The sequence below is a fragment of the Variovorax durovernensis genome, from assembly GCF_977011995.1.
This window is the reverse complement of the sequence record NZ_CDRNCW010000001.1, coordinates 3,412,896-3,437,467: the sequence shown is the minus strand read 5'-3', so window position 1 is coordinate 3,437,467 and position 24,572 is coordinate 3,412,896. Positions and strand designations below refer to the sequence as shown.

The 24,572-nt window shown below is 62.1% G+C and carries 25 protein-coding genes and 2 pseudogenes; 23 read left to right on the top strand and 4 right to left on the bottom strand.

Annotated features, from left to right (window positions below):
- Positions 1 to 2: 2 nt before the first annotated feature.
- The 5 genes and pseudogenes from merP (ACWV14_RS16350) to merD all read left to right on the top strand — a co-directional run bounded on the left by merP (ACWV14_RS16350) (position 3) and on the right by merD (position 3,927).
- Positions 3 to 278, top strand: a complete 276-nt coding sequence (gene merP / locus ACWV14_RS16350) for a mercury resistance system periplasmic binding protein MerP (RefSeq protein ID WP_011405607.1) — start codon at positions 3 to 5, stop codon at positions 276 to 278.
- 187 nt (positions 279 to 465) lie between these two features.
- On the top strand, positions 466 to 2,175 hold the full coding sequence (gene merA, locus ACWV14_RS16345) for a mercury(II) reductase (RefSeq protein ID WP_011405608.1): 1,710 nt from the start codon (positions 466 to 468) through the stop codon (positions 2,173 to 2,175).
- 35 nt (positions 2,176 to 2,210) lie between these two features.
- Positions 2,211 to 2,864, top strand: coding sequence for a phenylmercury resistance protein MerG (gene merG, locus ACWV14_RS16340; RefSeq protein ID WP_011405609.1), 654 nt, complete (start codon positions 2,211 to 2,213; stop codon positions 2,862 to 2,864).
- An 80-nt stretch (positions 2,865 to 2,944) separates the two neighbouring features.
- Positions 2,945 to 3,583, top strand: a complete 639-nt coding sequence (merB, locus tag ACWV14_RS16335) for an organomercurial lyase MerB (protein ID WP_011405610.1) — start codon at positions 2,945 to 2,947, stop codon at positions 3,581 to 3,583.
- Positions 3,580 to 3,927 (top strand): annotated as a pseudogene (gene merD, locus ACWV14_RS16330) (mercuric resistance transcriptional repressor MerD). The gene merB and the pseudogene merD overlap by 4 nt, the downstream one beginning before the upstream one ends.
- 90 nt (positions 3,928 to 4,017) lie before the next feature.
- On the opposite strand, the gene ACWV14_RS16325 reads toward merD, so the two are convergent.
- The 3 genes from ACWV14_RS16325 to merR all read right to left on the bottom strand — a co-directional run bounded on the left by ACWV14_RS16325 (position 4,018) and on the right by merR (position 5,878).
- Positions 4,018 to 4,476: a hypothetical protein gene (locus ACWV14_RS16325; protein WP_011405611.1), complete on the bottom strand. Its 459-nt coding sequence runs from the start codon at positions 4,474 to 4,476 to the stop codon at positions 4,018 to 4,020.
- 486 nt (positions 4,477 to 4,962) lie between these two features.
- Positions 4,963 to 5,169 (bottom strand): antitoxin VbhA family protein, encoded by a 207-nt coding sequence (locus ACWV14_RS16320; protein ID WP_454902699.1) that lies wholly within the window; start codon positions 5,167 to 5,169, stop codon positions 4,963 to 4,965.
- Positions 5,170 to 5,464: 295 nt separating this feature from the next.
- Positions 5,465 to 5,878, bottom strand: coding sequence for an Hg(II)-responsive transcriptional regulator (merR, locus tag ACWV14_RS16315; RefSeq protein WP_454902698.1), 414 nt, complete (start codon positions 5,876 to 5,878; stop codon positions 5,465 to 5,467).
- A 73-nt stretch (positions 5,879 to 5,951) separates the two neighbouring features.
- Here merR and merT point away from each other — a divergent pair, with 73 nt between their 5' ends.
- From merT to ACWV14_RS16235, 16 genes and pseudogenes are all read left to right on the top strand, one after another.
- Positions 5,952 to 6,311 (top strand): mercuric ion transporter MerT, encoded by a 360-nt coding sequence (gene merT / locus ACWV14_RS16310; protein ID WP_454902697.1) that lies wholly within the window; start codon positions 5,952 to 5,954, stop codon positions 6,309 to 6,311.
- Positions 6,312 to 6,323: 12 nt separating this feature from the next.
- Positions 6,324 to 6,602 (top strand): mercury resistance system periplasmic binding protein MerP, encoded by a 279-nt coding sequence (gene merP / locus ACWV14_RS16305; protein ID WP_454902696.1) that lies wholly within the window; start codon positions 6,324 to 6,326, stop codon positions 6,600 to 6,602.
- Between the two features lie 9 nt (positions 6,603 to 6,611).
- Entirely contained in the window at positions 6,612 to 7,031 is a 420-nt protein-coding gene (gene merC / locus ACWV14_RS16300; RefSeq protein WP_454902695.1) for an organomercurial transporter MerC, read from the top strand.
- 36 nt (positions 7,032 to 7,067) lie between these two features.
- Positions 7,068 to 8,648 (top strand): annotated as a pseudogene (gene merA / locus ACWV14_RS16295) (mercury(II) reductase); the annotation flags it as partial.
- A gap of 101 nt (positions 8,649 to 8,749) precedes the next feature.
- Positions 8,750 to 10,339: an IS21 family transposase gene (gene istA, locus ACWV14_RS16290; RefSeq protein ID WP_454901620.1), complete on the top strand. Its 1,590-nt coding sequence runs from the start codon at positions 8,750 to 8,752 to the stop codon at positions 10,337 to 10,339.
- Positions 10,329 to 11,132 (top strand): IS21-like element helper ATPase IstB, encoded by an 804-nt coding sequence (gene istB, locus ACWV14_RS16285; protein WP_454901618.1) that lies wholly within the window; start codon positions 10,329 to 10,331, stop codon positions 11,130 to 11,132. The genes istA and istB overlap by 11 nt, the downstream gene beginning before the upstream one ends.
- A gap of 438 nt (positions 11,133 to 11,570) precedes the next feature.
- Positions 11,571 to 12,029 carry a hypothetical protein gene (locus ACWV14_RS16280; RefSeq protein WP_454902693.1) on the top strand — a complete coding sequence of 153 codons (459 nt, stop codon included), beginning with the start codon at positions 11,571 to 11,573 and terminating at the stop codon, positions 12,027 to 12,029.
- Positions 12,030 to 12,202: 173 nt separating this feature from the next.
- Entirely contained in the window at positions 12,203 to 12,652 is a 450-nt protein-coding gene (locus tag ACWV14_RS16275) for a copper-binding protein (protein ID WP_454902692.1), read from the top strand.
- 233 nt (positions 12,653 to 12,885) lie between these two features.
- Positions 12,886 to 13,347: a hypothetical protein gene (locus ACWV14_RS16270; protein ID WP_454902691.1), complete on the top strand. Its 462-nt coding sequence runs from the start codon at positions 12,886 to 12,888 to the stop codon at positions 13,345 to 13,347.
- 142 nt (positions 13,348 to 13,489) lie between these two features.
- Entirely contained in the window at positions 13,490 to 14,803 is a 1,314-nt protein-coding gene (locus tag ACWV14_RS16265; RefSeq protein ID WP_454902690.1) for a TolC family protein, read from the top strand.
- 17 nt (positions 14,804 to 14,820) lie between these two features.
- A complete protein-coding gene (locus ACWV14_RS16260) occupies positions 14,821 to 16,419 on the top strand; it encodes an efflux RND transporter periplasmic adaptor subunit (protein WP_454906003.1) in 1,599 nt (532 codons plus the stop codon).
- Positions 16,416 to 19,586: an efflux RND transporter permease subunit gene (locus ACWV14_RS16255; RefSeq protein WP_454902689.1), complete on the top strand. Its 3,171-nt coding sequence runs from the start codon at positions 16,416 to 16,418 to the stop codon at positions 19,584 to 19,586. The genes ACWV14_RS16260 and ACWV14_RS16255 overlap by 4 nt, the downstream gene beginning before the upstream one ends.
- Before the next feature lie 471 nt (positions 19,587 to 20,057).
- Entirely contained in the window at positions 20,058 to 20,321 is a 264-nt protein-coding gene (locus ACWV14_RS16250) for a hypothetical protein (protein ID WP_454902688.1), read from the top strand.
- Positions 20,318 to 20,776 carry a DUF411 domain-containing protein gene (locus ACWV14_RS16245; protein ID WP_454902687.1) on the top strand — a complete coding sequence of 153 codons (459 nt, stop codon included), beginning with the start codon at positions 20,318 to 20,320 and terminating at the stop codon, positions 20,774 to 20,776. Before ACWV14_RS16250 ends, ACWV14_RS16245 begins: the two co-directional genes overlap by 4 nt.
- A 26-nt stretch (positions 20,777 to 20,802) precedes the next feature.
- Entirely contained in the window at positions 20,803 to 21,264 is a 462-nt protein-coding gene (locus tag ACWV14_RS16240) for a copper-binding protein (protein ID WP_455240232.1), read from the top strand.
- 70 nt (positions 21,265 to 21,334) lie between these two features.
- Positions 21,335 to 21,703 (top strand): copper-binding protein, encoded by a 369-nt coding sequence (locus ACWV14_RS16235; RefSeq protein WP_454902685.1) that lies wholly within the window; start codon positions 21,335 to 21,337, stop codon positions 21,701 to 21,703.
- 182 nt (positions 21,704 to 21,885) lie between these two features.
- Here ACWV14_RS16235 and ACWV14_RS16230 read toward each other — a convergent pair whose 3' ends face one another.
- On the bottom strand, positions 21,886 to 22,158 hold the full coding sequence (locus tag ACWV14_RS16230; protein WP_454902684.1) for a hypothetical protein: 273 nt from the start codon (positions 22,156 to 22,158) through the stop codon (positions 21,886 to 21,888).
- 195 nt (positions 22,159 to 22,353) lie between these two features.
- On the opposite strand from ACWV14_RS16230, the gene ACWV14_RS16225 reads away from it, so the two are divergent.
- Together ACWV14_RS16225 and ACWV14_RS16220 are read left to right on the top strand one after the other, a co-directional pair.
- Positions 22,354 to 23,028, top strand: a complete 675-nt coding sequence (locus ACWV14_RS16225) for a heavy metal response regulator transcription factor (RefSeq protein ID WP_454902683.1) — start codon at positions 22,354 to 22,356, stop codon at positions 23,026 to 23,028.
- Positions 23,025 to 24,428, top strand: coding sequence for a heavy metal sensor histidine kinase (locus ACWV14_RS16220; protein WP_454908365.1), 1,404 nt, complete (start codon positions 23,025 to 23,027; stop codon positions 24,426 to 24,428). Before ACWV14_RS16225 ends, ACWV14_RS16220 begins: the two co-directional genes overlap by 4 nt.
- Positions 24,429 to 24,572: the final 144 nt, after the last annotated feature.

Genomic DNA, 24,572 nt, shown 5'->3' with positions numbered 1-24,572 from the left:
TCATGAAGAAACTGTTTGCCTCCCTTGCCCTCGCCGCCGCTGTTGCCCCGGTGTGGGCCGCCACGCAGACGGTCACCTTGGCCGTTCCTGGCATGACCTGCGCGACTTGTCCTATCACCATTAAAAAGGCCTTGAGCAAGGTCGACGGTGTTAGCAAGACCGAGGTCGACTTCTCAACCAAGCTTGCCGTCGTAACGTTTGACGATGCGAAGACCAACGTCCAGGCGCTTAGCAAGGCGACGACGGATGTAGGCTACCCATCTGAGCTGAAGAAGTAAGGCAACAAATAACGGCAGCATCGCTAGAACCACGGCAGAGATGCCGCTCAGGCGATTCTGCCGGTCGTCATCGCGTGAGCAGCCTGTAAACGACCCACGGAGCCTGTTCCCTGAAGCGCACAACCGATTCAGTGACCGAGGCGTCGTACTAGTTGGCTTGGGCACAACGGATAAAAGAGAGAGCGGAATGCAAGAGTTAAACGAAGTTGGTTTGAGCGTGGCGGGAATGACTTGCCCAAGTTGTACAAGGCACGTTGAGGACGCGCTGCTGGCGGTCCCCGGCGTAACGCGAGCGGCTGTCGATTATCCATCGAACAAGGCGCAAGTCACAGGCAATAGGCTTGACGTGTCCGCGCTCGTAGCAGCAGTGGGCGCCCTTGGTTACGGTGCTACGCCTACAGACGAATTTGAAAGCAAAGAGCGCAGTGTTGAACAGCCAGGACTCCTTGGCAAAGCCGCCCAGTGGCTGAGCGGCGAGCGCGCGGTGGAGAAACCGGCAGGTCAGCTGCATGTGGCGATCATCGGTACTGGCGGCGCCGCTGTGGCAGCAGCGCTGAAGGCAGCTGAAAACGGTGCCCGTGTCACCCTGATCGAGCGGGGAACTATCGGCGGCACCTGCGTCAACGTGGGCTGCGTCCCTTCTAAGATCATGATTCGGGCAGCGCATATCGCTCATCTGCGACGCGAAAGTCCTTTTGACGTGGGACTGTCGGCAACGCCCCCAGTTGTCCTGCGTGACCGTCTGCTGGCGCAACAGCAGGCCCGTGTGGACGAGCTGCGTCATGCTAAATATGAAAGCATCCTCGAAAGCAATCCGTCGATCAATCTGGTGCGAGGCAGCGCCCGATTCAAGGATGGCCAAACGCTTATCGTGGAAGCGGCAGAAGGTGACACTCGCGAAGTGGCCTTCGATCGCTGTCTCATTGCCACTGGTGCAAGCGCTGCCATCCCGCCGTTGCCTGGTCTTGCAGGAACGCCATATTGGACGTCCACCGAAGCCCTGGTTAGCGAAGCCATTCCTAAACGGCTGGCAGTAATTGGCGCCTCGGTCGTAGCACTGGAACTGGCACAAGCGTTTGCGCGCTTGGGCAGCGAGGTGACGGTCCTGGCCCGGCGCACCTTGTTTGCCAGTGACGACCCTGCCATTGGCGAGGCCGTGACTGCAGCTTTCCGTGCGGAAGGCATCACGGTGCTGACACAGACGCAGGCGAGTGCCGTGACCTATTGCGACCGCCAATTCATCCTGACGACCGCGCAGGGCGAGTTAAAGGTGGATCAATTGCTTGTTGCCACCGGCCGCACGCCAAATACCGCAAGCCTGAATCTCGAGCGCGCAGGTGTGACGTTTGACTCGCAACATCGCATCCTGATCGATCAAGGCATGCGCACGAGTGCTTCGAACATTTACGCAGCTGGCGACTGCACTGACCAGCCTCAGTACGTCTACGTTGCAGCCGCGGCTGGTACCCGGGCTGGCATTAATATGACCGGCGGCGACGTAAAGCTCGATCTCGACGCCATGCCGGCAGTCGTGTTCACCGATCCGCAAGTTGCCACGGTAGGCTACAGTGAAGCAGAGGCCCAGCGCATTGGTCTGCAAACCGAAAGCCGTACGCTCACGCTCGACAATGTGCCGCGTGCACTCGCCAACTTCGATACCCGCGGCTTTATCAAGCTTGTTGCTGAGGCAGGGTCCGGACGCATTCTCGGAGTCCAGGCTGTGACACCGGAAGCAGGCGAAATCATCCAGACTGCCGCGATTGCCATCCGGGCCCGCATGACCGTCCAGGATCTGGCTAACCAGCTTTTCCCTTACCTCACCATGGTTGAAGGTCTCAAACTGGTGGCACAGACTTTTTCGAAGGATGTGACACAGCTATCGTGCTGTGCCGGCTAAACCTTGGGCACCAAAACAGGGACAGAGGAGTTTTTATGTTTTGTGACATCAGACTTAAATTACGCCGTGTACGCGCGTGCTTGACGATCGTACTGGCAAGTACCGCAACGTTAGGCATGCCAAACCAAGCGTTGGCGGCTTATGATTTTTCTAAGCTCGGCGCCGCGATTGAAACATTGTCGCCAGAGACCGTCAGTGATTGGGAAAAGAAGGCCAGGGCTGGCGATGCCATGGCTCAGAACATCATGGGTCTTGCGTACAAATGCGGTATGGGCGTAAAGCAAAACCACGCGGCATCGATCCAGTGGTTCCGCAGGGCGGCCGAGCAGGGTGAAGCCGATGCACAGTTCAACCTCGGGCGCCTCTACGGAAGTGAAGTCGACGGTATGTATAAGAATGGGCGTGCGGCTCCTGCCAACGATGCAGAGGCTTTCAAGTGGTACCGCCTCGCTGCCGAGCAGGGACACACGCAGGCTCAAGTCAGGCTGGCCCAGCTGTTTGCAAAGGGTCTTACCGACATCGCGCCCGACCAGGTGCAGGCATACCAGTGGATGAGTCTGGCCGCAGCGTCGGGAGAACCGACAGCAGCAAAAGTCGTTGCAGACTATGCAGCTCAAATGAAGCCCGAACAGTTACAGCAAGCCCAGCTGCTGGCCGAGGAATGGCAACGCCGGCAAGGCACAAAGTAATTCGTCTTTGTTAAGCGCAGGACGTAACCGCCGAGTAAGGTTTATCCCGGTTGATCGCTGCCCGATATAACAGGTGGAAAATGGACAAGACTATTTATTCCAAAAAGATTGCCGAAAGCCTTTCATCTGGCAATCATCCTAAAGAGTTCGCAACGCTCTTTGTCGCGCTGCTCCGACAGCTAGCGATGGGGGGACCTGTATCACGCGAAAAGCTCGCCGGCGCACTCGGATGGTCTGGAGCGAGAGTTGCAACGGTACTTGAGCAGGCACCTGGTACGGAATATGACGACGAGGCCAATATCATTGGACTGGGGCTGACACTACGTGAAACCTCTCACGTTTTTGAGGTGGATGGCCGTCATTTGTACACATGGTGTGCGCTGGACACCTTGATGTTTCCCGCCTTGACCGGCAAGATTGCCCGTGTCACTTCCCGCTGCGCCGCCACCGGTAGGCCGATCACTCTCACCGTTGCACCAGAAGCAGTGCTTCATGTCGAACCGGCAGAAGCAATGGTTTCACTGCGAACTCCGGATACTTCGCCCGACATTCGTTGTTCGTTTTGCTGTCATGTGCATTTCTTTGCGTCTCCGTCTATTGCAAATTCGTGGGCTTCGACCCACCAAGGGATTGAGGTCGTGCCTGTCGAGAGTGCGTTCGACCTTGGTCATGATGTCGCGCTTAAGCTGCTAGAGGACTGCGAGGAAAGCCCAGTATGAATGCGTACTCGATATCGAAGCTGGCTGATGATGCTTGCGTCAGCGTGCATGTCGTGCGCGACTACATGATACGCGGCTTGTTGCACCCTGCTCGGCGAACCGAAAGTGGCTAGAACATTTTCGATGACAAAACACTCGGAAGGCTGCGGTTTCTCCGCGCAGCCTTCGAGTCCGGAATTGGGCTCGACGAACTGGCGCGACTTTGCAAAGCATTGGACGCAGACGATAGCGAAAGCCTGGACCGATGCGTCGAGCGCGTGCGATGGAAGATCGACGTGCGTCGAACAGTTTTGACTGTCGTCGAGGCCTCTTTGAATGAAATGGCGGCCGGTGCAGCTACTTGAGGTCCGGCCGGTAAAAGCGTTGGAATTAGCCACTTCGTATATAATATATTGATTAATATAGCTTTTTCGATGAATGTTTGACTAAAGCCTTTATCGCGACAGTGACTCCTGAAGCTGCTTAAACTGCCCCTGAATCACCGCTTTTTCCTGAAGAATCAACTTGTTCTCATCGGACAGAACTTCCGCTCTATTCTGAGAGGCTTTCAGATCCGTTTTGGTGACCTCTAATGCTTGGGATAGTACGGCCACCTGCTTATCGGCATCTGCTTTCTGGCTTGCGAGTGCGGCAATATTATCCGCCAATTGTTTGCTTTCATGCTTCCGCTCCCGGTTTTTTGCCGAGGCGTCGTTAAGTTGATGCTCCAAGTTCTGGATATCGGCCACTTGCCTATCCAAGGTGCTTTTGTGCATCGCATTGGCCTGTTCGAGCTCATGCGTTTGTCGTTGTAATTGCGCATTAGTGTCTATCAGCTCGGACGCTCTTGACTCGGCTTGGATGAGCCGGTTTTGCAGGTCTTGAATCTGGTCTTTCAGGCCCCGGTTAACCATCTGGAATTGCTCGCGCTCCTGCTGCCGGTCTTCGGCGGTGCGTTGCTGGTAGGGGGCACCTCAGAAAACGGAAAATAAAGCACGCTAAGGCATAGCTGACCTTGCCAGGCCTGCTTCGCCCTGTAGGGGGTGATCTCGGGTTCCGTGCCAATCGCAGCGGTTTGAGATTGGGGTAAACCCCTTAATCCGCTAGCGAGTCTCGTCGGGACGACGCGTGACTTCCCGCCCTCAACAACAAGGTCGAGGCGAGTTTGTACCGTCATTGCTGCCTGATCGTTTGCCAGCCAACTCGTGCATGCCCTCGATCAATCCGCATGACCGTGGGGAACCCGCCGTCCGAACACGCCCCCATGGAGAGCAAGCCGGGATACGGCCAGTTTTAGCTCATAAGCGCTTAAGTCACTAAGAATGACTTGCTTACGCAGATACACATAAGCATGCGGAATTGGCCCCTTTTTCCTTTTGATAGCTGGCGCGATCGGCCGTCTATGTCTTGGAAAAACCGCGCAGATCGGATTCATTGCGGCCGTGAGCTCTGTCCGCGCAGCCGCGAATGGCTTGGCCATGCGTCATCGCGCCCTCAACCACCGCCGCGACGTCCGCCAGAAATCGAGGTGCTGGTTCGTGGCCTGCAATCCGCGCGTTTGCAAGAGCCTGGGCCAGTGCATCGCGGTGCTCCTCTTGCGTGATCATCGCAACCCCTCAACCTCAACGGGACACCAAGCCATCAACTCTCCACCATGCAGCCCTGGTCGAACCGTTTAAGCTCTCCAGCGCGTGCTCCTCGATCCGTGGTCCGGTTGAAACGCCGCGAATCGGGCGAGGCACCTTCTGACGGGGCTTCTCGGTGATGCTCACGATTTTCCTCCTGAAACCAAACAACCGCTGCGTCGACGCTTGATGAGCCCCCCGCAAAAAGGAATGGACACGAAGGCCCCCTGTATTCACTTCGGTGGCTGCACGACCTCAGCATGGTCAAGGGGCATTGCTATGGCAGCTCCTGCAGCGCGGAAATCAACGGACATGACACCGTGCCGTGACTCGCACAACAGTCGTCAACCAGCGTAGCCAGGACGGACTCGATGCGGTGGAGATCGGCCAGTTTGGCGCGCACATTGGCGAGCTTCTCTTCCGCAACCTGGCGCGCTTCGTCGCAATGGGTGCCGTCATCCAATGCAAGCAAGCTGGATACCTCGTCGAGGCTGAAACCCAGGCTCTGTGCGGACTTGACGAACCGAACACGCGCCACATCGGCTTCCCCGTAGCGCCGAATACTACCGTAGGGCCTGTCCGGCTGCAGCAGCAGGCCCTTGCGTTGGTAGAACCTGATGGTTTCTACGTTGACCCCGGCCGACTCGGCGAATACGCCGATGCTCAGGGTGTTGTTCACCTGATTTTCCATACCGCTTGACTCCGTACTTAACTACGGAAGTAAGGTTACTCCGGTTCAAGAACAACCGGAAAGGATGGCGGCGATGCCAGAGGAGCCAGAAGAAAAAAGCGGTCGCAGCGTCCTGATTGCGGAAGGACTTGCTGCACTGCTCGCCTCGACCTGCTGCCTCGGTCCCCTGGTTCTGGTGACGCTTGGTGTCAACGGCGCATGGATCGGAAACCTGTCCGCGCTTGAGCCATACCGGCCGCTCTTCATCGGAGCGGCGCTGGTCGCGCTGTTCTTCGCTTATCGCCGCATCTTTCGGCCGGTGCAGGCCTGTCAGCCCGGGGAAGTTTGTGACGTGCCCCAGGTACGGCTCGGCTACCAGGTCCTGTTCTGGATCGTGGCGACGTTGGTCGTCATGGCGCTCGCGTTTCCCTATGTGCTGCCTTTGTTCTACTGAAAGGACCTCGTCGTGAAAAAACTGCTTTCTGTTCTCGCGCTGCTCGCTGCGTTCACTGCTCCCGCGTGGGCCGCCCCGCAAACCGTCACCCTCTCCGTACCGGGCATGACCTGCGCGGCGTGCCCGTTCACGGTCAAGCAGGTGCTGAGCAAGGTCAATGGCGTGACCAAGGCCGATGTGAGCTACGAAAGGAAGCAGGCCGTCGTGTCCTTCGATGACGCCAAGACCAGCATCCAAGCGTTGATCAAGGCCACGGCGGACGCGGGTTACCCGTCGACCGCCAAGCAATAGGTCTTCACCATGGGGCTGATAACGCGCATTGGGGACAAGGCGGGGGCGCTGGGCACCGTCGTCTCCGCGATGGGCTGCGCGGGGTGCTTTCCGGCGCTGGGCAGCCTGGGGGTGGCGCTCGGACTGGGCTTCCTGAGCCAGTACGAGGAACTCGTCATCACCCGGCTGCTGCCGCTGTTCGCGGTGGTTGCACTTCTCGCCAACGGGTTGGGCTGGTTCAGTCACCGGCAATGGCATCGCAGCCTGCTGGGCATGGTGGGCCCGGCGGTCGTGCTGGCGGCGCTCTATCCGTTCTTCGGCTATGGGTGGACCGAGCGGCTGCTCTACACGGGCCTGGCCATCATGGTCGGCGTGTCTGTCTGGGATCTGCTCGCGCCGGCGCATCGCAAGTGCGCTCCGGACTCGAGCGCGCTGCCGAAGCGACAGTGAATCACCTTTTATCAACCCGAACGAACAGGCCGTTGAATGACCAGTTTGCGAATTGAAGGCATGACCTGCGCGTCGTGCGCCGAGCACGTGCGCAACGCGCTGCAGAAGGTGCCAGGCGTGCGCTCGGTGTCGGTGTCCTATCCGGACTGCCTGGCCAAGCTCACGCTCGACGAAGGCACGTCGCCGGCTGCGCTGACGACGGCTGTGGCAGCGGCCGGCTACCGAGTCCTGCGTGCCGACGCTTCGGCGGCGGCACCCACCGGGCTCCTCGGCAAGGCGCGTCAATGGCTCGGTGGCGACGCACTGCCGGGTGCTGTCGACCAGCCGCTCCACGTAGCTGTCATTGGCAGCGGCGGCGCCGCTATGGCCGCGGCGCTCAAGGCGGTGGAGAACGGCGCCCGCGTCACGCTGATCGAACGCGGCACGATCGGTGGCACCTGCGTCAATGTCGGCTGCGTGCCGTCCAAGATCATGATCCGCGCCGCACACGTCGCGCACATGCGTCGCGAAAGTCCGTTCGACGCCGGCCTGTCCGCAGCGGCGCCGACCGTGTTGCGCGACCGGCTGCTTGCCCAGCAACAGGCTCGCGTGGACGAACTGCGCCACGGCAAGTACGAGAGCATCCTGAGCGGCACGCCGGCCATCTCGGTCGTGCACGGCGCCGCGCGCTTCAAGGACAGCCGTACGCTGATGGTGACGCTGCGCAAAGGCGGCGAGCAGGAGGTGTCCTTCGAGCGCTGCCTGGTGGCCACCGGCGCAAGCGCCGCTGTGCCGCCAATCCCGGGCCTGAAGGAGACGCCGTACTGGACGTCGATCGAAGCCTTGGCCTGCCAGGCGATCCCCCAGCGCCTGGCGGTGATCGGTGCATCGGTGGTGGCGGTGGAGCTTGCCCAGGCGTTCGCCCGATTGGGCAGCCAGGTCACGATCCTGGCGCGCAGCAGGCTTTTCTCCCAAGAAGATCCGGCCATCGGCGCGGCGGTCACCACGGCGTTTCGTGATGAAGGCATTGTGGTGCTGGAGCAGACCGGGGCGAGCCAGGTGGCGTACGCCGGCGGCGAGTTCATCCTGACGACGAATCACGGCGTGCTGCGCGCGGAGCGGCTGCTGGTGGCCACCGGACGCTCGCCGAACACTGACGGGCTGGACCTCGAAGCTGCAGGTGTGAAGCTCGGCGCGCGCGGTGCCATCGTCATCGACCGCAGCATGCGAACCAACGTCGCCGGCATCTATGCGGCGGGCGACTGCACCAACCAACCGCAGTTCGTCTACGTGGCGGCGGCGGCTGGCACACGTGCGGCCGTCAACATGACGGGCGGAAAGGCTGAACTCGACCTGACTGCAATGCCGGCTGTCGTGTTCACCGATCCGCAGGTGGCGACTGTCGGCTACACCGAGGCCGAAGCCAAACAGGCGGGGATCGAGGCTGAAAGCCGCACGTTGACGCTGGACAACGTGCCGCGCGCCCTGGTCAATTTCGATACGCGTGGCTTCATCAAGCTTGTTGCCGAGGTCGGTACGGGCCGAATCCTGGGTGTGCAGGCGGTGGCGGCCGAAGCAGGCGAACTCATCCAGGCGGCGGCGCTGGCAATCCGAGGCCACATGACAGTCCAGGATGTTGATTTCCATCCAGAAGTGACCCACTTGGCCCGGTGATTTCCATCTAAATCTGACCCACGTGATAACCCTAACCTGCTGCTTTTAGCAGCAGGAGCACAGGAGTGATTGACGTGGCGACACTGAGTGTCATCAGGCGTTGGGCACTGCGAGAGCAACTGTCCATCCGAGAGATAGCCCGGCGCACGGGCTTGTCTCGCAACACCATCCGCAAGTACCTTCGCGAGGGCGAGGCGGCGCCCAGCTACGCGAAGCGCATCAGCCCGAGCAAGCTCGACGCGTTCGCCGAGAAGCTCGGCGGCTGGCTCAAGAGCGAGGCGTCTAAGTCACGCAAGCAGCGGCGCACGCTCAAGCAGATGCACGCCGATCTGGTGGCGCTGGGCTACCAGGGCTCCTACAACCGCGTGGCGGCCTTTGCACGAGCGTGGCATGCGCATCTCCACGAGGTCCAGCAGACGACCGGGCGCGGCACCTTCGTGCCTCTGGCCTTCGGTCCCGGCGAGGCATTCCAGTTCGACTGGAGCGAGGACTGGGCCGTCATCGCTGGTGAACGCACCAAGCTGCAGGTGGCGCACTTCAAGCTCAGCCACAGCCGTGCGTTCATCGTGCGCGCCTACCTGTTGCAGACCCACGAGATGCTGTTCGATGCGCACAACCGGGCCTTCGAGGTACTCGGGGGCGTGCCTCGGCGCGGCATCTACGACAACATGAAGACCGCCGTGGACAAGGTACGCCGCGGCAAGGAGCGCGACATCAACGCGCGCTTCAGCGCCATGGTCAGTCACTACCTGTTCGAGGCCGAGTTCTGCAACCCGGCCTCGGGCTGGGAGAAGGGCCAGGTCGAGAAGAACGTGCGTGATGCGCGCCACCGGTTGTGGCAACCTGTGCCGGCGTTCGCCACGCTGGCGCTGCTCAACGACTGGCTGGAGGACCGCTGCAAGGCGCTGTGGGGCGAGATCGTCCACGGCAAGCTGCCAGGGACCGTAGCCGATGTCTGGGCGCAGGAACGGCCACTACTGTTGCAGATCCCCAGACCCTTCGATGGTTTCGTGGAACACACCAAGCGCGTCTCGCCCACCTGCCTGGTGCACTTCGAGCGCAACCGTTACAGCGTTCCGGCCTCCTACGCGAACCGGCCAGTGAGCCTGCGCGTGTACGCCGAACGCCTCGTCGTGGCGGCCGAGGGCCAGATCGTGTGCGAGCACACGCGCATCATTGACCGTCGCCACGACACCGCAGGTCAGACCGTCTACGACTGGAGGCACTACCTGGCAGTGCTGCAACGCAAGCCAGGAGCGCTCAGGAACGGAGCGCCCTTCAGCGAGCTGCCGCAGGGCTTCCGGCGGCTGCAGGCCGCGCTGCTGAAGCAGCCAGGCGGAGACCGCGAGATGGTGGAGATCCTGGCGCTGGTGCTGCACCACGACGAGCAGGCAGTGCTGACCGCGGTCGAACTGGCGCTGGAAGCCGGCGTGGCCAGCAAGACTCATGTGCTGAATGTGCTGCACCGACTGCTCGATGCCAAGCCCATTGCGCCGGCGCCTGTCACGGCACCGCAGGCACTGCGCCTGATGAACGAGCCGAAGGCCGATGTGCTGCGCTACGACACGCTCCGGGGGCGTGCCAGCGCTGCTGGCGGCCTGCGCGGGCCGCTGAACTCCAAGTCGAGTAGCCAGGAGGTGCGCCATGCGACATGACCCTGCCAGCGGCGCCATCGTGATCATGCTGCGCGAACTCAAGATGCACGGCATGGCCCAGGCCGTCGCGGAGCTGGCCGAGCAGGGATCGCCGGCCTTCGAGGCGGCCCAACCGATGCTCTCGCAGTTGCTAAAGGCAGAGACAGCCGAGCGGGAGGTACGCTCGGTGGCCTACCAGTTGAAGCTCGCTCGCTTCCCAGCCTATCGCGATCTCGCTGGCTTCGACTTCGCCAACAGCGAGGTCAACGAGGCGCTGGTGCGTCAGCTACACCGATGCGAGTTCATGGACGATGCGCAGAACGTGGTGCTCGTGGGCGGTCCGGGCACCGGCAAGACCCACATCGCCACGGCGCTGGGCGTGCAGGCCATCGAGCACCAACACCGCCGGGTGCGCTTCTTCTCGACGGTAGAACTGGTCAACGCACTCGAGCAAGAGAAGGCCAGTGGCAATCCCGGCCACATCGCGCACCGACTGATGTACGCGGACATGGTGGTGCTCGATGAACTGGGCTACCTGCCGTTCAGCGCATCAGGTGGCGCGCTGTTGTTCCATCTGCTGTCCAAACTCTACGAACGCACGAGCGTGGTGATCACAACCAACTTGAGCTTCAGCGAGTGGGCCAGCGTCTTCGGCGACGCGAAGATGACGACGGCGTTGCTGGACCGGCTCACGCATCACTGCCATATTCTGGAGACCGGAAACGACAGCTTCCGCTTCAAGCACAGCTCGGCTCAACCCGTTCAAGCAGTCCAACCTAAAAAGGAGAAAGCCAAGAACTTATCCACACCGTGAGCCGGCTGGCTCGCAAAGAGGGTGGGTCAATATTCGATGGAAATCGCGGGTCAGGATTCCATGGAACTCAACAAGTCCAGGACCTGGCCGACCAACTGTTCCCCTATCTGACGATGGTGGAAGGCTTGAAGCTCGCGGCCCAGACTTTCACCAAGGATGTGACGCAGCTTTCTTGCTGCGCTGGCTGAGGAACTTCCATGCTGGACTGCGGGGTGGCAATGACTGACAAGAGCGTCCACGCGGCGCTCCAGACATCTCGCGCAAGCGCGCCATCCGTCGCCATAGGTCCTGCTTTGATTGCAGAACTGTCATCGTTCGGTCAGAGCTTCGTTCGTCCCACATTCATACAGTTCACCATACCGGAAGAGATGAACCGCGACGACGTTGGACTCATTTCGGACGGGGAACTCGACCGAAATCTTACCCAAAGGACACGAAATGAAGCGCTCTCTCAAGACCCCTCTCGCAATGGCCATCTTTTTGACTGCGATCGCAGGCCCCGCTTTCGCCGGAAACTATGCGGAGGGTGACCCCCGGCCCGCGCCACTGACCGCCTCCACGAGCCGTGCAGCCGTCGTCGCCGATACGCAGCGCTGGCTCCAGAGCGCACCGGATCAAGGGTATCCCCAAGGCAATCCGCGGGCAGTCATCAGTGTCTCAAGCAACAGCCGCGCGGCGGTGCAGGCGGACACAACGATCTGGATGCGATCTGGCTTGGCTGCCGCACAACTTGGTGAGGCCGGTGCCGATCTGTCTCGGCCCGTCTACCAACGAGCCGCGGCAGAATACGCACGCCGGCGCACCAGTCCCGAGTTTGCCGGGCTGATGGAAGACATCGCACGCAAGGGCGTGACGGCTGCGGCCGGGACCGGCCGTAACGCAACGACTGGCCGGTAGGCCCGGCTGAGAACTTGATCTGAGGTCGCCACCGGCGAAGGGAGACCGTGTTGCCGCCGCCAACTAAAACTGCATGACACGCGCGCCTGTGAACGCGCTCTGACGGCGGCACGCAAGAGCTGACGAAAAATGAAAAATCTGCGATCGGCACGTCAGCCTCTGAGAGATCGTTCATGGCTGCATCGGCTTTTCTTGAAATTAGAGTTCCCCCTCGTCACAGTGCACTGTCGACAGATAACAAGCCTCGCCGTCGCCGCAAAGAACATATGAAACATGCTGTCTGCTCTTCAATACTGATGATCGCCCTTGCAGTCGGCGTGCAAGAAATTGACGCTGCTCCGGTCGATGCCAGGATGGCAACACCGCCGACTGCAAGTCCGCAGGTCAAAACGCCAGGTAGCGGAACTTATTCGTCGGGTCAGGTCAAGAGCATCGATTGGGATCAAGGCAAGGTATTGATCGCACATGGCCCCATTGAGAATCTCGGCATGCCAAGCATGACGATGCTTTTCCGCGTGTCAGAGCGCTCGCTTCTCAAGAATCTGAACACGGGGGACAAGGTTCAGTTCAAGGCGGAAAAAAACCATGGCACGCTGTTCATCGTGGAGATGGTGCGGCAATAGCAAATCTGGCCGCATAACGCATAACGCATAATGACGCGGCAATCGAACAGCAACGTTTCAACCAAGAGTTCCATCGTGCCACCTTGTGCCTCCGCCATCCGTAAAGTCGCTGACGCCTCTGGCGTTGGCGCGGACGGTGCAGCGCCCGCAGCTGACCTTGCGTCGTGCGCAGGCGACTCAGGGGGTCGACATTTTTACCTGCGCGGCCACTGCGCCGATATACGGTGATAGGAATGTTGCGCTCGCTCCGACGTCCGGTCATCCGCGCGATGATTGGCGTTGTGCTGTTCGCTCAACTGGCGGTCGCCGCGTACGCTTGCCCGAAGCTGTTCAACACCATGCCCACAGGCACCAGCATGCACTCGCAAGTGCAGGCAGCAGCTCCCGCCGACTCCGATCGTTCGGAACAAGCCGGCCAGATCATGGTGAGCGACGCAGCGCAAAAGATGCCGGCGGACTGCGGCCAGGTCGATCCCCAGGCTCCGAACCTCTGCGCTGAACATTGCAAACAGGGTCAGCAGAGCGCCGACCATACCCCGAGTCCAGTCGTTGCGCCGGCTCTTCTGACCGCGCTGTATCGCGTGACGCTGTCCACTGCGACACCCACTGCCGAGGCCGCCTACTACGCGCCCGGCTTGCTCTTGCAGGCTGCGGCCCCGCCGCATGCGATAGAGCACTGCTGCCTCCGAACCTGACGTCTCCCGAATAGCGTGCTGTGCTTTGGCCGTCGGCCTGAGCTTGACGCGCCGTCTTGGCCCCCCCGTAACGCGCGCCGGATTGGCATGCCGATGACGATGGTCCAAGATCGGACGCACCGTTATCGTTTGGAGATGTTTCATGTTCTCGTATCCAGTTGCCTTCGCCCCGCGGACTCTGGCCCTCATTCGCCGTTCCTCGGTTTGCGCGCTGTTGAGCAGCGTCCTCAGCGCCGGTGCGTTCGCCCAGACGTCAGGCATCGGTGTTTTGGCGCTCCAGGACGCCCTGCGCCTGGCGCAAGACCGCTCGCAACAGCTGGTCGCTCAAGATGCCCTCGCGACGGCCTCTCGCGAAATGGCGGTCGCCGCGGGCCAGCGACCCGATCCCACGCTGCGTGCGGGCATCAACAACCTGCCGGTGAACGGTGAAGACCGCTTCAGCCTGACGCGCGATTTCATGACGATGCGGTCCGTGAGCGTGATGCAGGAACTCACGCGAAGCGACAAATTGAGCGCACGTTCGGCACGCTACGAGAAGGAAGCTGAAGTGGCCGAGGCCGGCCGGTCGCTGGCGCTGACAAAACTGCGAGGCGGCACCGCTGCCGCCTGGCTGGATCGCTATTTCCAGGAACGTATGCGCGAGGTGCTGCTGCAGCAGCGCGACGAAGCGAGGCTGCAGATCGAGGCGGCAGACGCCGCTTACCGCGGGGGCAAAGGCAATCAGGCCGACGTATTCGCGGCCCGCTCGGCGGTGGCGCAGATCGAAGACCGCATCGTTCAGGTCGAGCGCCAGATCGCCACAGCCACTACCGCGCTCGCGCGCTGGGTCGGTGCGCCGGCCGCCTCGTCGCTAGGTTCACTGCCGAAGATCGATCAGGTTCCCCTTGTCCAGCAGGATCTGGAGACGCGCCTGGCGCACCACCCGCAGATCCAGTTGATGCTCATGCAGGAGGAGACGGCAAAGGCCGAGGCGGAGATTGCGCGCGCCAACAAGAAATCAGACTGGTCGGTGGAGGTCATGTACAGCCAGCGCGGTGCCGCTTATTCCAACATGCTGTCCGTGAACCTGTCGGTGCCTTTGCAGTGGGACCAGAAGAACCGGCAAGACCGTGAACTGGCATCCAAGCTGGCCATGGTCGAGCGCATGCGGGCTGAACGCGAAGAGGCGACGCGCAGCCATGTGTCCGAGGCGATGGCGATGCTGCAGGAGTGGCAAAGCGATCGCGACCGGCTGGCTCGGTACGACAACTCGCTCATTCCCCTTGCTGCAGAGCGCACGCGGGCGGCGATCGCCGCCTACCGAGGCGGCGCGGCCCCTCTCTATGGGGTCCTGGAGGCGCGCCGCAATGAGATCGACATCCGTATGGAGCGCATCCGGCTCGAGATGGATGCTGGGCGCCTGTGGGCGCAGCTGAACTACCTGATCCCCGAAGGCCACGCGTCCTCGAAGTCCTGAACACCGGAGAAACCCTTATGAAACTCAAACCCCTCGTGCTCGGACTGGTCGCCGCCAGTGTGCTCATCCTCGGCGGCTATGGGATTTACGCGCTCGGCAAACGCCACGGCAGCGACGGCTCGGCAGCGACGGTGGCTGCCGCCTCAGGCGCCCCAGGCGCCCCAGGCGACAAGGTGGACCCGGCCACCGGGCGGAAGGTGCTGTACTGGCACGACCCCATGGTGCCGGGCCAGAAATTCGACAAGCCGGGCAAATCGCCCTTCATGGACATGCAGCTGGTGCCCGTCTACGCCGGCGAGTCCGGCGACGAGGGGACCGTCGCCGTCAGTCCACGCGTGCAACAAAACCTGGGCATCCGAACCGCCGAGGTAGCGCGCGGCGAAATGACGCCGCGCGTGGAAGCCGCCGGCAGCATCGCGTTCAACGAGCGAGACCAAGCCTTCGTGCAAGCACGGTCCACGGGCTTTGTCGAGAAGTTGTTTGTTCGCGCCACGCTGGACCCTGTGGTCAAGGGTCAGCCGCTCGCCGAGCTGTACGTGCCGGACTGGATTGCTGCACAGGAAGAATTCCTCTCGGTGCGCCGCATGCAGGGGACCGATCTGGCGGTGCTCGTCGACGGGGCGCGCCAGCGCATGCGCCAGGTTGGCATGACTGACGACCAAATCCGCCTGGTCGAACGCGCTGGCCGGGTTCAACCACGCATCACGCTCGTAGCCCCGACCAGTGGGGTGCTTGTCGAGCTGACCGCGCGCGAAGGTATGACGGTCATGCCAGGCGCAACGCTCTTCCGGATCAACGGCCTGTCGACCGTATGGGCCAATGCCGATGTACCGGAAGGCCAGTCGGCCCTGCTTCGCGCCGGATCGATCGTGCAGGCGCGTTCCCCTGCAGTTCCGGGAAAAGTGTTCAAGGGCAAGGTCCAGGCCATCTTGCCGGAAGTCAATCAAGCCACGCGCACGATCAAGGCCCGCATCGAACTGGCCAACCCGCAAGGTCAGCTCTCACCGGGCATGTTCGTGAGCGTCGCGCTGAACGCGGACATCGAGCAAGGGCTGATGGTTCCGACCGAGGCGATCATCCAGACCGGCCGGCGCATGGTGGTCATGGTGGCCGAAGGCGACGGCAAGTTCAGGCCGGTGGACGTCGAGATCGGCAACGAATCCAACGGCCAGACCGAGATCAAGCGCGGCCTTCAAGCCGGTCAAAAGGTCGTGACCTCCGGCCAGTTCCTGATCGACTCCGAGGCCAGCCTCAGAGGCACGACCACGCGCATGGAGGATGGCGGCAAGGCTGCAGGTGCCACCGCCGGCGGTGGTATGGCCGCGGCGGCAGAGCACACCGGCAAAGCCAAGGTCGAGGCCATCGGCAAGGACACGGTTTCCCTGTCGCACGAGCCGATCCCTTCGATGCAGTGGGGGGCCATGACGATGGACTTCGGCATGCCGGCCGCCGGTCTGCCGCAAGGCCTGAAGCCGGGTCAGACCGTGAACTTCGCGTTCCATATGAACAAGGAAGGCCTGCCAGTGCTGACGCGGATCGACCCCGCCGGCGCAGCAATGCCCGCGCCCGCTGCCAAGGATGCGATGCCGATGGGATCTTCGGAGAAGAAGCAATGATCGCCAAGCTGATTCGCTGGTCGATCGTCAACCGCTTCCTGGTGCTGCTGGCTACCGTGATGGTCAGCGCCTGGGGCGTCTACTCCTTGATGCGCACACCGCTCGATGCGCTGCCGGACCTCTCCGACGTGCAGGTCATCATCCGCACCACTTATCCGGGGCAGGCGCCACAGATCGTCGAGAACCAGATCACCTATCCCCTCACGACGACGATGCTGTCGGTTCCGGGCGCAAAGACGGTCCGAGGGTTCTCATTCTTCGGTGACTCGTTTGTCTATGTGCTGTTCGAGGACGGCACCGACCTCTACTGGGCCCGCTCCCGCGTGTTGGAGTACCTGAACCAGGTGCAATCGCGCTTGCCGGCGAGCGCAAAGGCCTCCCTCGGGCCCGATGCCACCGGAGTGGGCTGGGTCTACTCGTATTCGCTGTTGGATCGCAGCGGCAACCATGACCTCTCGCAATTGCGCGCGCTGCAGGACTGGTTCCTGAAATACGAGCTCAAGACCGTCGCCAACGTGGCCGAGGTCGCCTCGATCGGTGGCATGGTCAAGCAGTACCAGGTCGTTCTTGATCCGGACCGGTTGCGCGGCTACAACTTGACGCACAGCAAGGTGGTCGAAGCCATCCAAAAGGCCAACCAGGAAAGCGGCGGCTCGGTACTCGAACTGGGCGAGGCCGAGTACATGGTCCGTGCCTCCGGCTACCTGAAAACCCTCGACGACTTCCGCAAGATCCCTCTGATGACCACCGAGGCGGGCGTCTCCGTGCGGCTGGGCGACGTGGCCCGGATCCAAACGGGTCCCGAGATGCGGCGCGGCATCGGTGAACTCGACGGCGAAGGCGAAGTTGCGGGCGGCGTCATCGTGATGCGCTCCGGCAAGAATGCCCTGGAGACGATCGACGCCGTGAAGGAAAAGCTCAAGAGCCTGCAGGCGAGTCTGCCCAAGGGCGTGGAGATCGTGCCGACCTACGATCGCTCGAACCTGATCGAGCGCGCAGTGGAGAACCTCACGCACAAGCTGATCGAGGAGTTCATTGTCGTCGCGGTGGTGTGCTTCATCTTTCTGTTTCACCTGCGCTCGGCCTTCGTCGCCATCGTTTCGCTGCCTCTTGGCATCCTGGCTGCCTTCATTGTGATGCGGTACCAGGGCGTCAACGCCAACATCATGTCCTTGGGTGGCATTGCGATCGCGATCGGCGCCATGGTCGACGCCGCGGTGGTGATGATCGAGAACGCGCACAAGCACATCGAAAAATGGCGTCACACCCATCCCGATGAAGAACTCAAGGGCGAAACGCACTGGCAGGTGATCGGCGAATCGGCCGCCGAAGTGGGTCCGGCGCTGTTCTTCTCGCTGCTGATCATCACGCTGTCATTCATCCCGGTGTTCACGCTGGAGGCGCAGGAAGGTCGCTTGTTCTCGCCGCTGGCGTTCACCAAGACCTATGCGATGGCGGCGGCCGCAGGGCTGTCTGCCACACTGATTCCGGTCCTCATGGGCTACCTGATCCGGGGCAAGATTCCCGATGAAAACAAGAACCCGCTGAATCGATTCTTGATCGCCATCTACCGGCCGCTCTTGAACGCGGTGCTGCGCGCACCCAAGCTGACGATCGGCGCGGCCGCTGTGCTCCTGGTGGCCAGCCTGTGGCCGTTGCAGCATATCGGTGGCGAGTTCATGCCGCCGCTGGACGAAGGCGATCTGTTGTACATGCCCTCGGCCTTGCCGGGACTCTCGGCGGGCAAAGCGTCCCAGTTGCTGCAGCAGACCGACCGCCTGATCAAGACGGTTCCGGAAGTGGCGACCGTGTTCGGAAAGGCCGGCCGCGCCGAGTCGGCCACCGATCCCGCGCCGCTGGAGATGTTCGAGACCACCATCCAGTTCAAGCCGAAGGATCAATGGCGCGCCGGCATGACCCAGGACAAGCTGGTCGAAGAACTCGACCGCATCGTCAAGGTGCCGGGCTTGTCCAACATCTGGGTGCCACCGATCCGCAACCGCATCGACATGCTGGCCACGGGCATCAAGAGTCCTGTTGGCGTCAAGGTGGCCGGCACCGACCTGGCGGAGATCGATCGGGTGACCGCACAGATCGAACGCGTCGTCAAAACCGTACCCGGGGTCTCCTCGGCGTTGGCAGAGCGTTTGTCGGGTGGGCGGTATGTCGACGTCAAGATCGACCGTGACGCCGCAGCGCGCTTTGGCATGAACGTCGCCGATGTGCAGTCCATCATCGCTTCCGTGATCGGGGGAGAGAACGTCGGCGAGACGGTCGAGGGCCTGTCTCGCTTCCCGATCAACGTGCGCTACCCACGTGAGTTCCGGGACTCGGTCGAGCGGGTGCGGCAGTTGCCGATCGTGACCGACCGCGGCGCCCGCATCGTGTTGTCCGACATCGCAAAGGTCGAGGTGGTCGATGGACCCCCGATGCTCAAGAGCGAAAACTCGCGCCTGTCCGGCTGGATCTATGTGGACATCCGCGGCCGCGACCTGCGTTCCGCAGTGCACGACATGCAGCGCGCTGTCAGCGAGCAGGTCAAGGTGCCACCGGGCTACTCCGTTTCATGGTCCGGGCAGTTCGAATTCCTCGAGCGCGCCACCGCCAAGCTGAAGATCGTTGTGCCGTTCACGCTGCTGATCATCCTGGTGCTTCTGTACCTGACTTTCAAGCGCTTCGACGAGGCACTTCTGATCATGGCCACCCTGCCTTTTGCGTTGGTCGGCGGGATCTGGCTGCTGTACCTGCTCAACTACAACCTCTCGGTTGCCGGGGCGGTCGGGTTCATTGCCTTGTCAGGCGTTGCCGCCGAGTTTGGCGTGATCATGCTGCTGTACCTCAAGCACGCTTGGGATGAGCGTATCGCGAGCGGCGCGACGAGCAACGATGACCTGCTGGATGCGATCCGCGAAGGCGCAGTCCTGCGCGTGCGCCCGAAGGCAATGACCGTTGCAGTGATTCTGGCGGGCCTGGTGCCGATCATGTGGGGCTCCGGCACGGGCTCGGAGGTGATGCAGCGCATCGCTGCGCCGATGGTGGGAGGCATGGTCACAGCGCCCTTGCTTTCCATGTTCGTGATCCCGGCTGTCTACTTCTTGATCCGCAAGAAGCGCGAGCGGCGTGCCGCAAGGCCCGGATTCTGGAGACGAGGCCATGTCGCCGAGTGAGTCCCGTCGTCATCGGCTCGCTTGCGTCGGCGCCGTCGCCTGTCTGCTTCTCGTGCTGTTCTGTGGCGCGAGCCGGGCATCCACGGGACGCGTTGTCGGCGAGCGGCCAATGGTGGCGTCGGCACCGGTATTGGAGGAGGCACTGCGCCCGATGCCGAAGGCATTGGACGACATGCCTTGTGCGCAGTGCTATGCGGCTCCCGAGCCGGGGGCCGGCGTCGGCGCAGAGAGCGAGCCACGGGGAGCCGTGCCGCAGCAGCACCACGCAACCTCGGTTGCCGACACCACTTTGCCCAAGGATGCCGGAGGCTGGCCGCCGCGAATGCCCGTGCGCATCGCGTTTTGCCGGTGGCTTGATTGATCAACGACGTTGTCCCGAATAACAGTTCCATATCAGTTGATCAATCAAAGGAGTCAATCATGGAGACGATTTCATCTTTGCGTCGCCGCGGGAATGCAGGGGCCCCCATCATGAAGAAGCTGCTCGTGTTTCCGGCCGGCATCGTGGCGCTGGGCGCTGTCTTGACCGCATGTGCCGGTCCTGGCTGGCAAGAGGACACCAAGGCCGCGGAGCTCAGTCCCGCGCAGCAGTGCGCCGCGGAGCGCTTGGTGTTACCGCTCGATCATGGGCCACGCCCGCAGACGACGCCGTACGAGAACAAGCTTCGCAAGCAGCGCTTTGAGGCCGAAATGAAGGCCTGCAAGGCAGCGGCCGCCAAGGGGGTGGCCCAATGAACCCGCTTCGCCGCCGCTTCAGCGCGACGACCGCGATCGCCCTGGCCGTCCAACCGATGTGGGCCAGGGCGGCTGCGCCGGTTGTCGATGTCTGGAAAGGCCGTGGCTGCCTGTGCTGCGAGGCTTGGGTCAAGCACCTGGAGCGCGGCGGCTTCAGCGTCACGGTCCACGACGTCGGCAACACCGAGGCGCGAGCGCGCCTGGGCATGCCGCTGAAGTACCGCGCGTGCCACACCGCCAGCGCCGCTGGTTATGTGCTGGAAGGGCATGTTCCGCTCCGGGAGATTCAGCGGCTGCTGCGGGAGCGTCCCGACGCGATCGGGCTCGCCGTTGCCGGCATGCCGCGCGGCTCGCCGGGAATGGATGGCCCGGCGTACCGCGGGCGGCGAGATCCGTTCAATGTGCTGCTCGTTCATCAAGACGCGAGCACCACGATCTACCAGTCCTACCAATGAAAGGAAACACAATGAACATCCCACGTATGGCGCTTGCCGCCGCGCTTTGCGCTGCGCTCACACTGCCCGCGCTGGCACAGACCGCCATGCCGATGCCCTCCGGCGGAAGCGTCGCAGCTTCGAGCGCGCTCGCCGTTGGCACGATCAGGCACATCGACGCCGCGCAGCACGTCCTGACGATCGAGCACCAAGCCATTGCCCGCATGAACATGCCGGGCATGACGATGCAGTTTCGTCTGGACAAGGGCTTGTCTACCGACGGATTGAGCGTCGGTCAGCCGATCGCCTTCACCCTCACTCAATCGAGCGACGGACTGGCCATCAGCGAGGTGCAGCCCATCCGCGTCTCGGCCGCCGCCGCCCCCTCTGCGGGCGCATCGAGGCCTCACCACGGCATGCAAGGCCAGGACACTTCCCGCATGAACATGAGCAGAATGGACAAGGAGGCGATGGCCAAGTGCCACGACATGATGATGAAGCCCCAGTGAGCACCACGCCCGCTTTGCTCAGCACGCCGCCGAACGGTGGCTCCCAATCAATCGTTAGCCAGGAGTTCTTATGAAAAAAGTAGTATTCGCCTCTCTCGTCGCCGCAGCCCTGCTGCCCGCAGCCGCTTTGGCACAGCAGAAGATGGACGACATGAAAGGCATGGACATGTCCAACATGAAAGACATGAACATGCCCAAGAAATCGGGGGCCTCGGCCCAATCCACCCACATGGCCATGGGCGAAGTGAAGAACGTCGACCCCAAGGGCCAGGTCGTCACGGTCGCTCACGAACCGATCACGTCGTTGAACTGGCCGGCGATGACCATGGGCTTCGTGGTCAAGGACAAGATGCTGATGGACAAGCTGGTCGTCGGCAAGAAGGTCCAGCTCGAGTTCGTGCAGGAGGGCGGCAAATACGTCGTCACTTCGGTGAAGTAAGCACGACGATCGAGCCGCGACGCGTTCCGGTCGTCCTCCCGGACTGGGGCGCGCCGCACATCGAACGGACAGGCGCCATGTCTGGTTGCCAAGCTGGCTGCGGCAGTTGCGGATGCGATCGCGGCGGCTGTGACGCATGCCAAGCGGCCCCGGGGAGCGAGCCGGGGCGTCGAACGAGCGGCTCAAGGGGTGCGGGTCGACGGATGCCCGGAGGGCGCCCTTGGTCGCGCAGCGTCATCTGCGGCAGAGCGTGCCGTCAGCATCCGGCCGGCCGCATCGACCTTGACCAAGCCGAGCCGCGGGTGGCTCCAGTAGCGTGTTTTGCCGTCCTCGGTCTGGACCTTGGCCGGCGTGGCCTGATCACGCGCTTGGTTCTCGGCGGGTGCTGCGAAGGAGGCTGCGGAAGCGAGCGACAGTGTCGCGGCCAGAATGGACGCAAAAAGTTTGTTGGACATGGTCGTAAACCCTCATCATTGGTCATTTGAAAACGTCAGCGACGGCTGACGGCCTCACGCGTTCCGAACGAGGTCGCAGGGGCGTCGTGATGAGGGAGAGTTTGAAAGCGGACGAGGCACCAGAGGCTGATGCTTTGATTACGTTTTTGCAATGCGGACAGGATCCACTGGGATGCCCGCAAACCGTTCAAAGAAATGAAAATCCTGTTGATCGAAGACGAAGCGAGCGCCGCTGCCTACTTGAAGCAAGGTCTGACCGAGAGCGGCTTCACGGCGGAAGTCGCGACCAATGGCAGCGACGGCCTGCACGCAGCCATGAACGGAGATCATGACCTGGTGGTCTTGGACGTGATGCTGCCCGGCATCGACGGCTTTGCGGTGTTGTCCGCCCTTCGAACTTCGAAGCAGACGCCGGTGCTGATGCTCACGGCGCGCTCCAAGGTCGACGACAAGGTCAAGGGTTTCGACCTCGGCGCCGACGACTACCTGGTCAAGCCTTTCCAGTTTCCCGAGCTGCTTGCTCGAATCCGCGCGCTCCTCAAGCGCGGTGCCAAAGCAGCGTCCGACGACGTGCTGCGCGTCGCGGACCTCGAGGTGGATTCCGTCAAGCATCGCGCCATCCGAACCGGCCAGCGCATCGATTTGTCAGCCAAGGAGTTCGCGTTGCTGGTCTTGTTCATGCGCAGGAGCGGCGAAGTGCTGTCCAGGACGCAGATTGCTTCGCTGGTCTGGGACATCAATTTTGATTCCGATACCAACGTCGTGGACGTGGCCGTGCGCCGCTTGCGCGTCAAGATCGACGACCCCTTCGAGACGAAGCTGATCCACACCGTGCGGGGGGTGGGCTACGTGTTCGAGCACCGGCCATGAGGCCGAAAAGCCTGTCGGTGCGGCTGGCGCTGTTGGTCGGCCTGTTGGGCCTTTTGCAGGGTGCCGGCGTCCTGTGGTTTTCCTATCACACGATGCAGCAGGAACTGGGGGCACAACGGCGGTCCGTCCTGCGTGACAAGGTCGACTACGCTCGACAACTGATCGGTGAATTGCCGGACGAAGTGGCTATTCGCGCCAGTGCCTTCGAGCTCGTGGACCTCATCACCGGACACGCCGAGTTGCATCTGGCGATCGCGCGACGGGGGTCCACGAATCCCACCGTCGCGTTCAGCCGCGAAGCCATTGAATCCTTAAGCCGATTGAAGGACGACACCTGGGGAACAGACGCATTCCTGCAGTGGCGTGCGCAGACCAGCAACGCGCCGATGCTTTCACAGGCCGGGGCCGTGCAACTCAAAAACGGCGAGGCCTACGAGATTGTCGCCACCGTCGACCGCAGCGAAGACCAGCGGCTGCTGCGCAGTCTGCTGGTCACCGCACTGACCGGGGCACCATTCGGCTTGGCGCTCGTGATCGTCAGCGCACTGGCTATTGTCATGTTTGGTCTGCGGCCGTTGCGGCGTTTCCAGAAAGCCGCCACCGGCATCACGGCTCGCAACCTCTCGGCCCGGATCGACTCGAAGGGCCTGCCCACCGAACTGCAAGGCCTTTGCCACGCTTTCAATGCCATGCTGGAGCGCCTGGACGACGGGGTGCGCCGGTTGTCGGAGTTTTCGGAGGATTTGGCTCATGAACTGCGTACGCCTCTGGCGACGCTGCTGGGCCGCACGCAGGTCGTGCTGTCGCAGCCGCGCACAGTCGAGCAACTGACGGACCTGCTCGAAAACAACGTCGACGAACTGGAGCGACTGAGCCGTCTGGTGTCCGACATTCTGTTCTTGGCGCAAGCCGATCATGCGCAAATGGCCGTAGAGCGGCGCGAACTCGATCTGGCGGACCAGGCGCGCACCGTCGCTGAATTCTTGCAGTTGCTGGCCGACGAGCGCGGCATCAAGATCTCGGTGGAAGGCAGCGCGCGCGTGGCAGCAGACGGCGGCCTGGTGCAAAGGGCGATCACCAACCTGCTGTCCAATGCCGTGCGTCATGGAGCACAGGGAATGCCGGTGACGGTGGCCGTGTCGTATGCCGATGAACTGAGTGCCAAGTTGGAGGTGGTCAATCAGGGTGAACCGATCGCGCCCCAGCACTTGGAACGGCTCTTTGACCGCTTTTACCGCGTCGACAGTTCGCGCGCGCGCGATTTGGGCGGCACCGGCCTCGGATTGGCGATCGTCAAAGCGATCATGGGACTTCATGGCGGGCGGGTCGCGGCCACCAGCAGCGCAAGCGGCGAGACGCGCTTCGCGCTTTACTTTCCGCGTGCGGACAAGGGCCGCTGACCGATTCTCCGGCCTCTGGACGTCGCATTGTTCAGCCGGCACCCCATCAGCGCGCTAAACAGGACACCGGCACCGCCTGCGGTGATCGAGATTGAGCGTCTCGCCGGCCCATGCGCACACGTACCGCCTCATCATGAGGTCGGT

Bases quoted from the DNA above. Each gene is read 5' to 3' on its own strand.
- ACWV14_RS16275 (WP_454902692.1), top strand. From the start codon at position 12,203: ATGGCTGCATCGGCTTTTCTTGAAATTAGAGTTCCCCCTCGTCACAGT.
- ACWV14_RS16280 (WP_454902693.1), top strand. From the start codon at position 11,571: ATGAAGCGCTCTCTCAAGACCCCTCTCGCAATGGCCATCTTTTTGACT.
- merA (WP_011405608.1), top strand. From the start codon at position 466: ATGCAAGAGTTAAACGAAGTTGGTTTGAGCGTGGCGGGAATGACTTGC.
- merG (WP_011405609.1), top strand. From the start codon at position 2,211: ATGTTTTGTGACATCAGACTTAAATTACGCCGTGTACGCGCGTGCTTG.
- ACWV14_RS16235 (WP_454902685.1), top strand. From the start codon at position 21,335: ATGAAAAAAGTAGTATTCGCCTCTCTCGTCGCCGCAGCCCTGCTGCCC.
- ACWV14_RS16325 (WP_011405611.1), bottom strand. From the start codon at position 4,476: ATGGTTAACCGGGGCCTGAAAGACCAGATTCAAGACCTGCAAAACCGG.
- merP (WP_011405607.1), top strand. From the start codon at position 3: ATGAAGAAACTGTTTGCCTCCCTTGCCCTCGCCGCCGCTGTTGCCCCG.
- ACWV14_RS16250 (WP_454902688.1), top strand. From the start codon at position 20,058: ATGAAGAAGCTGCTCGTGTTTCCGGCCGGCATCGTGGCGCTGGGCGCT.
- ACWV14_RS16220 (WP_454908365.1), top strand. From the start codon at position 23,025: ATGAGGCCGAAAAGCCTGTCGGTGCGGCTGGCGCTGTTGGTCGGCCTG.
- ACWV14_RS16255 (WP_454902689.1), top strand. From the start codon at position 16,416: ATGATCGCCAAGCTGATTCGCTGGTCGATCGTCAACCGCTTCCTGGTG.
- merB (WP_011405610.1), top strand. From the start codon at position 2,945: ATGGACAAGACTATTTATTCCAAAAAGATTGCCGAAAGCCTTTCATCT.
- istB (WP_454901618.1), top strand. From the start codon at position 10,329: ATGCGACATGACCCTGCCAGCGGCGCCATCGTGATCATGCTGCGCGAA.
- ACWV14_RS16225 (WP_454902683.1), top strand. From the start codon at position 22,354: ATGAAAATCCTGTTGATCGAAGACGAAGCGAGCGCCGCTGCCTACTTG.
- ACWV14_RS16265 (WP_454902690.1), top strand. From the start codon at position 13,490: ATGTTCTCGTATCCAGTTGCCTTCGCCCCGCGGACTCTGGCCCTCATT.
- ACWV14_RS16260 (WP_454906003.1), top strand. From the start codon at position 14,821: ATGAAACTCAAACCCCTCGTGCTCGGACTGGTCGCCGCCAGTGTGCTC.
- ACWV14_RS16270 (WP_454902691.1), top strand. From the start codon at position 12,886: ATGTTGCGCTCGCTCCGACGTCCGGTCATCCGCGCGATGATTGGCGTT.
- merT (WP_454902697.1), top strand. From the start codon at position 5,952: ATGCCAGAGGAGCCAGAAGAAAAAAGCGGTCGCAGCGTCCTGATTGCG.
- merR (WP_454902698.1), bottom strand. From the start codon at position 5,878: ATGGAAAATCAGGTGAACAACACCCTGAGCATCGGCGTATTCGCCGAG.
- ACWV14_RS16240 (WP_455240232.1), top strand. From the start codon at position 20,803: ATGGCGCTTGCCGCCGCGCTTTGCGCTGCGCTCACACTGCCCGCGCTG.
- ACWV14_RS16320 (WP_454902699.1), bottom strand. From the start codon at position 5,169: ATGATCACGCAAGAGGAGCACCGCGATGCACTGGCCCAGGCTCTTGCA.
- ACWV14_RS16230 (WP_454902684.1), bottom strand. From the start codon at position 22,158: ATGTCCAACAAACTTTTTGCGTCCATTCTGGCCGCGACACTGTCGCTC.
- ACWV14_RS16245 (WP_454902687.1), top strand. From the start codon at position 20,318: ATGAACCCGCTTCGCCGCCGCTTCAGCGCGACGACCGCGATCGCCCTG.
- merC (WP_454902695.1), top strand. From the start codon at position 6,612: ATGGGGCTGATAACGCGCATTGGGGACAAGGCGGGGGCGCTGGGCACC.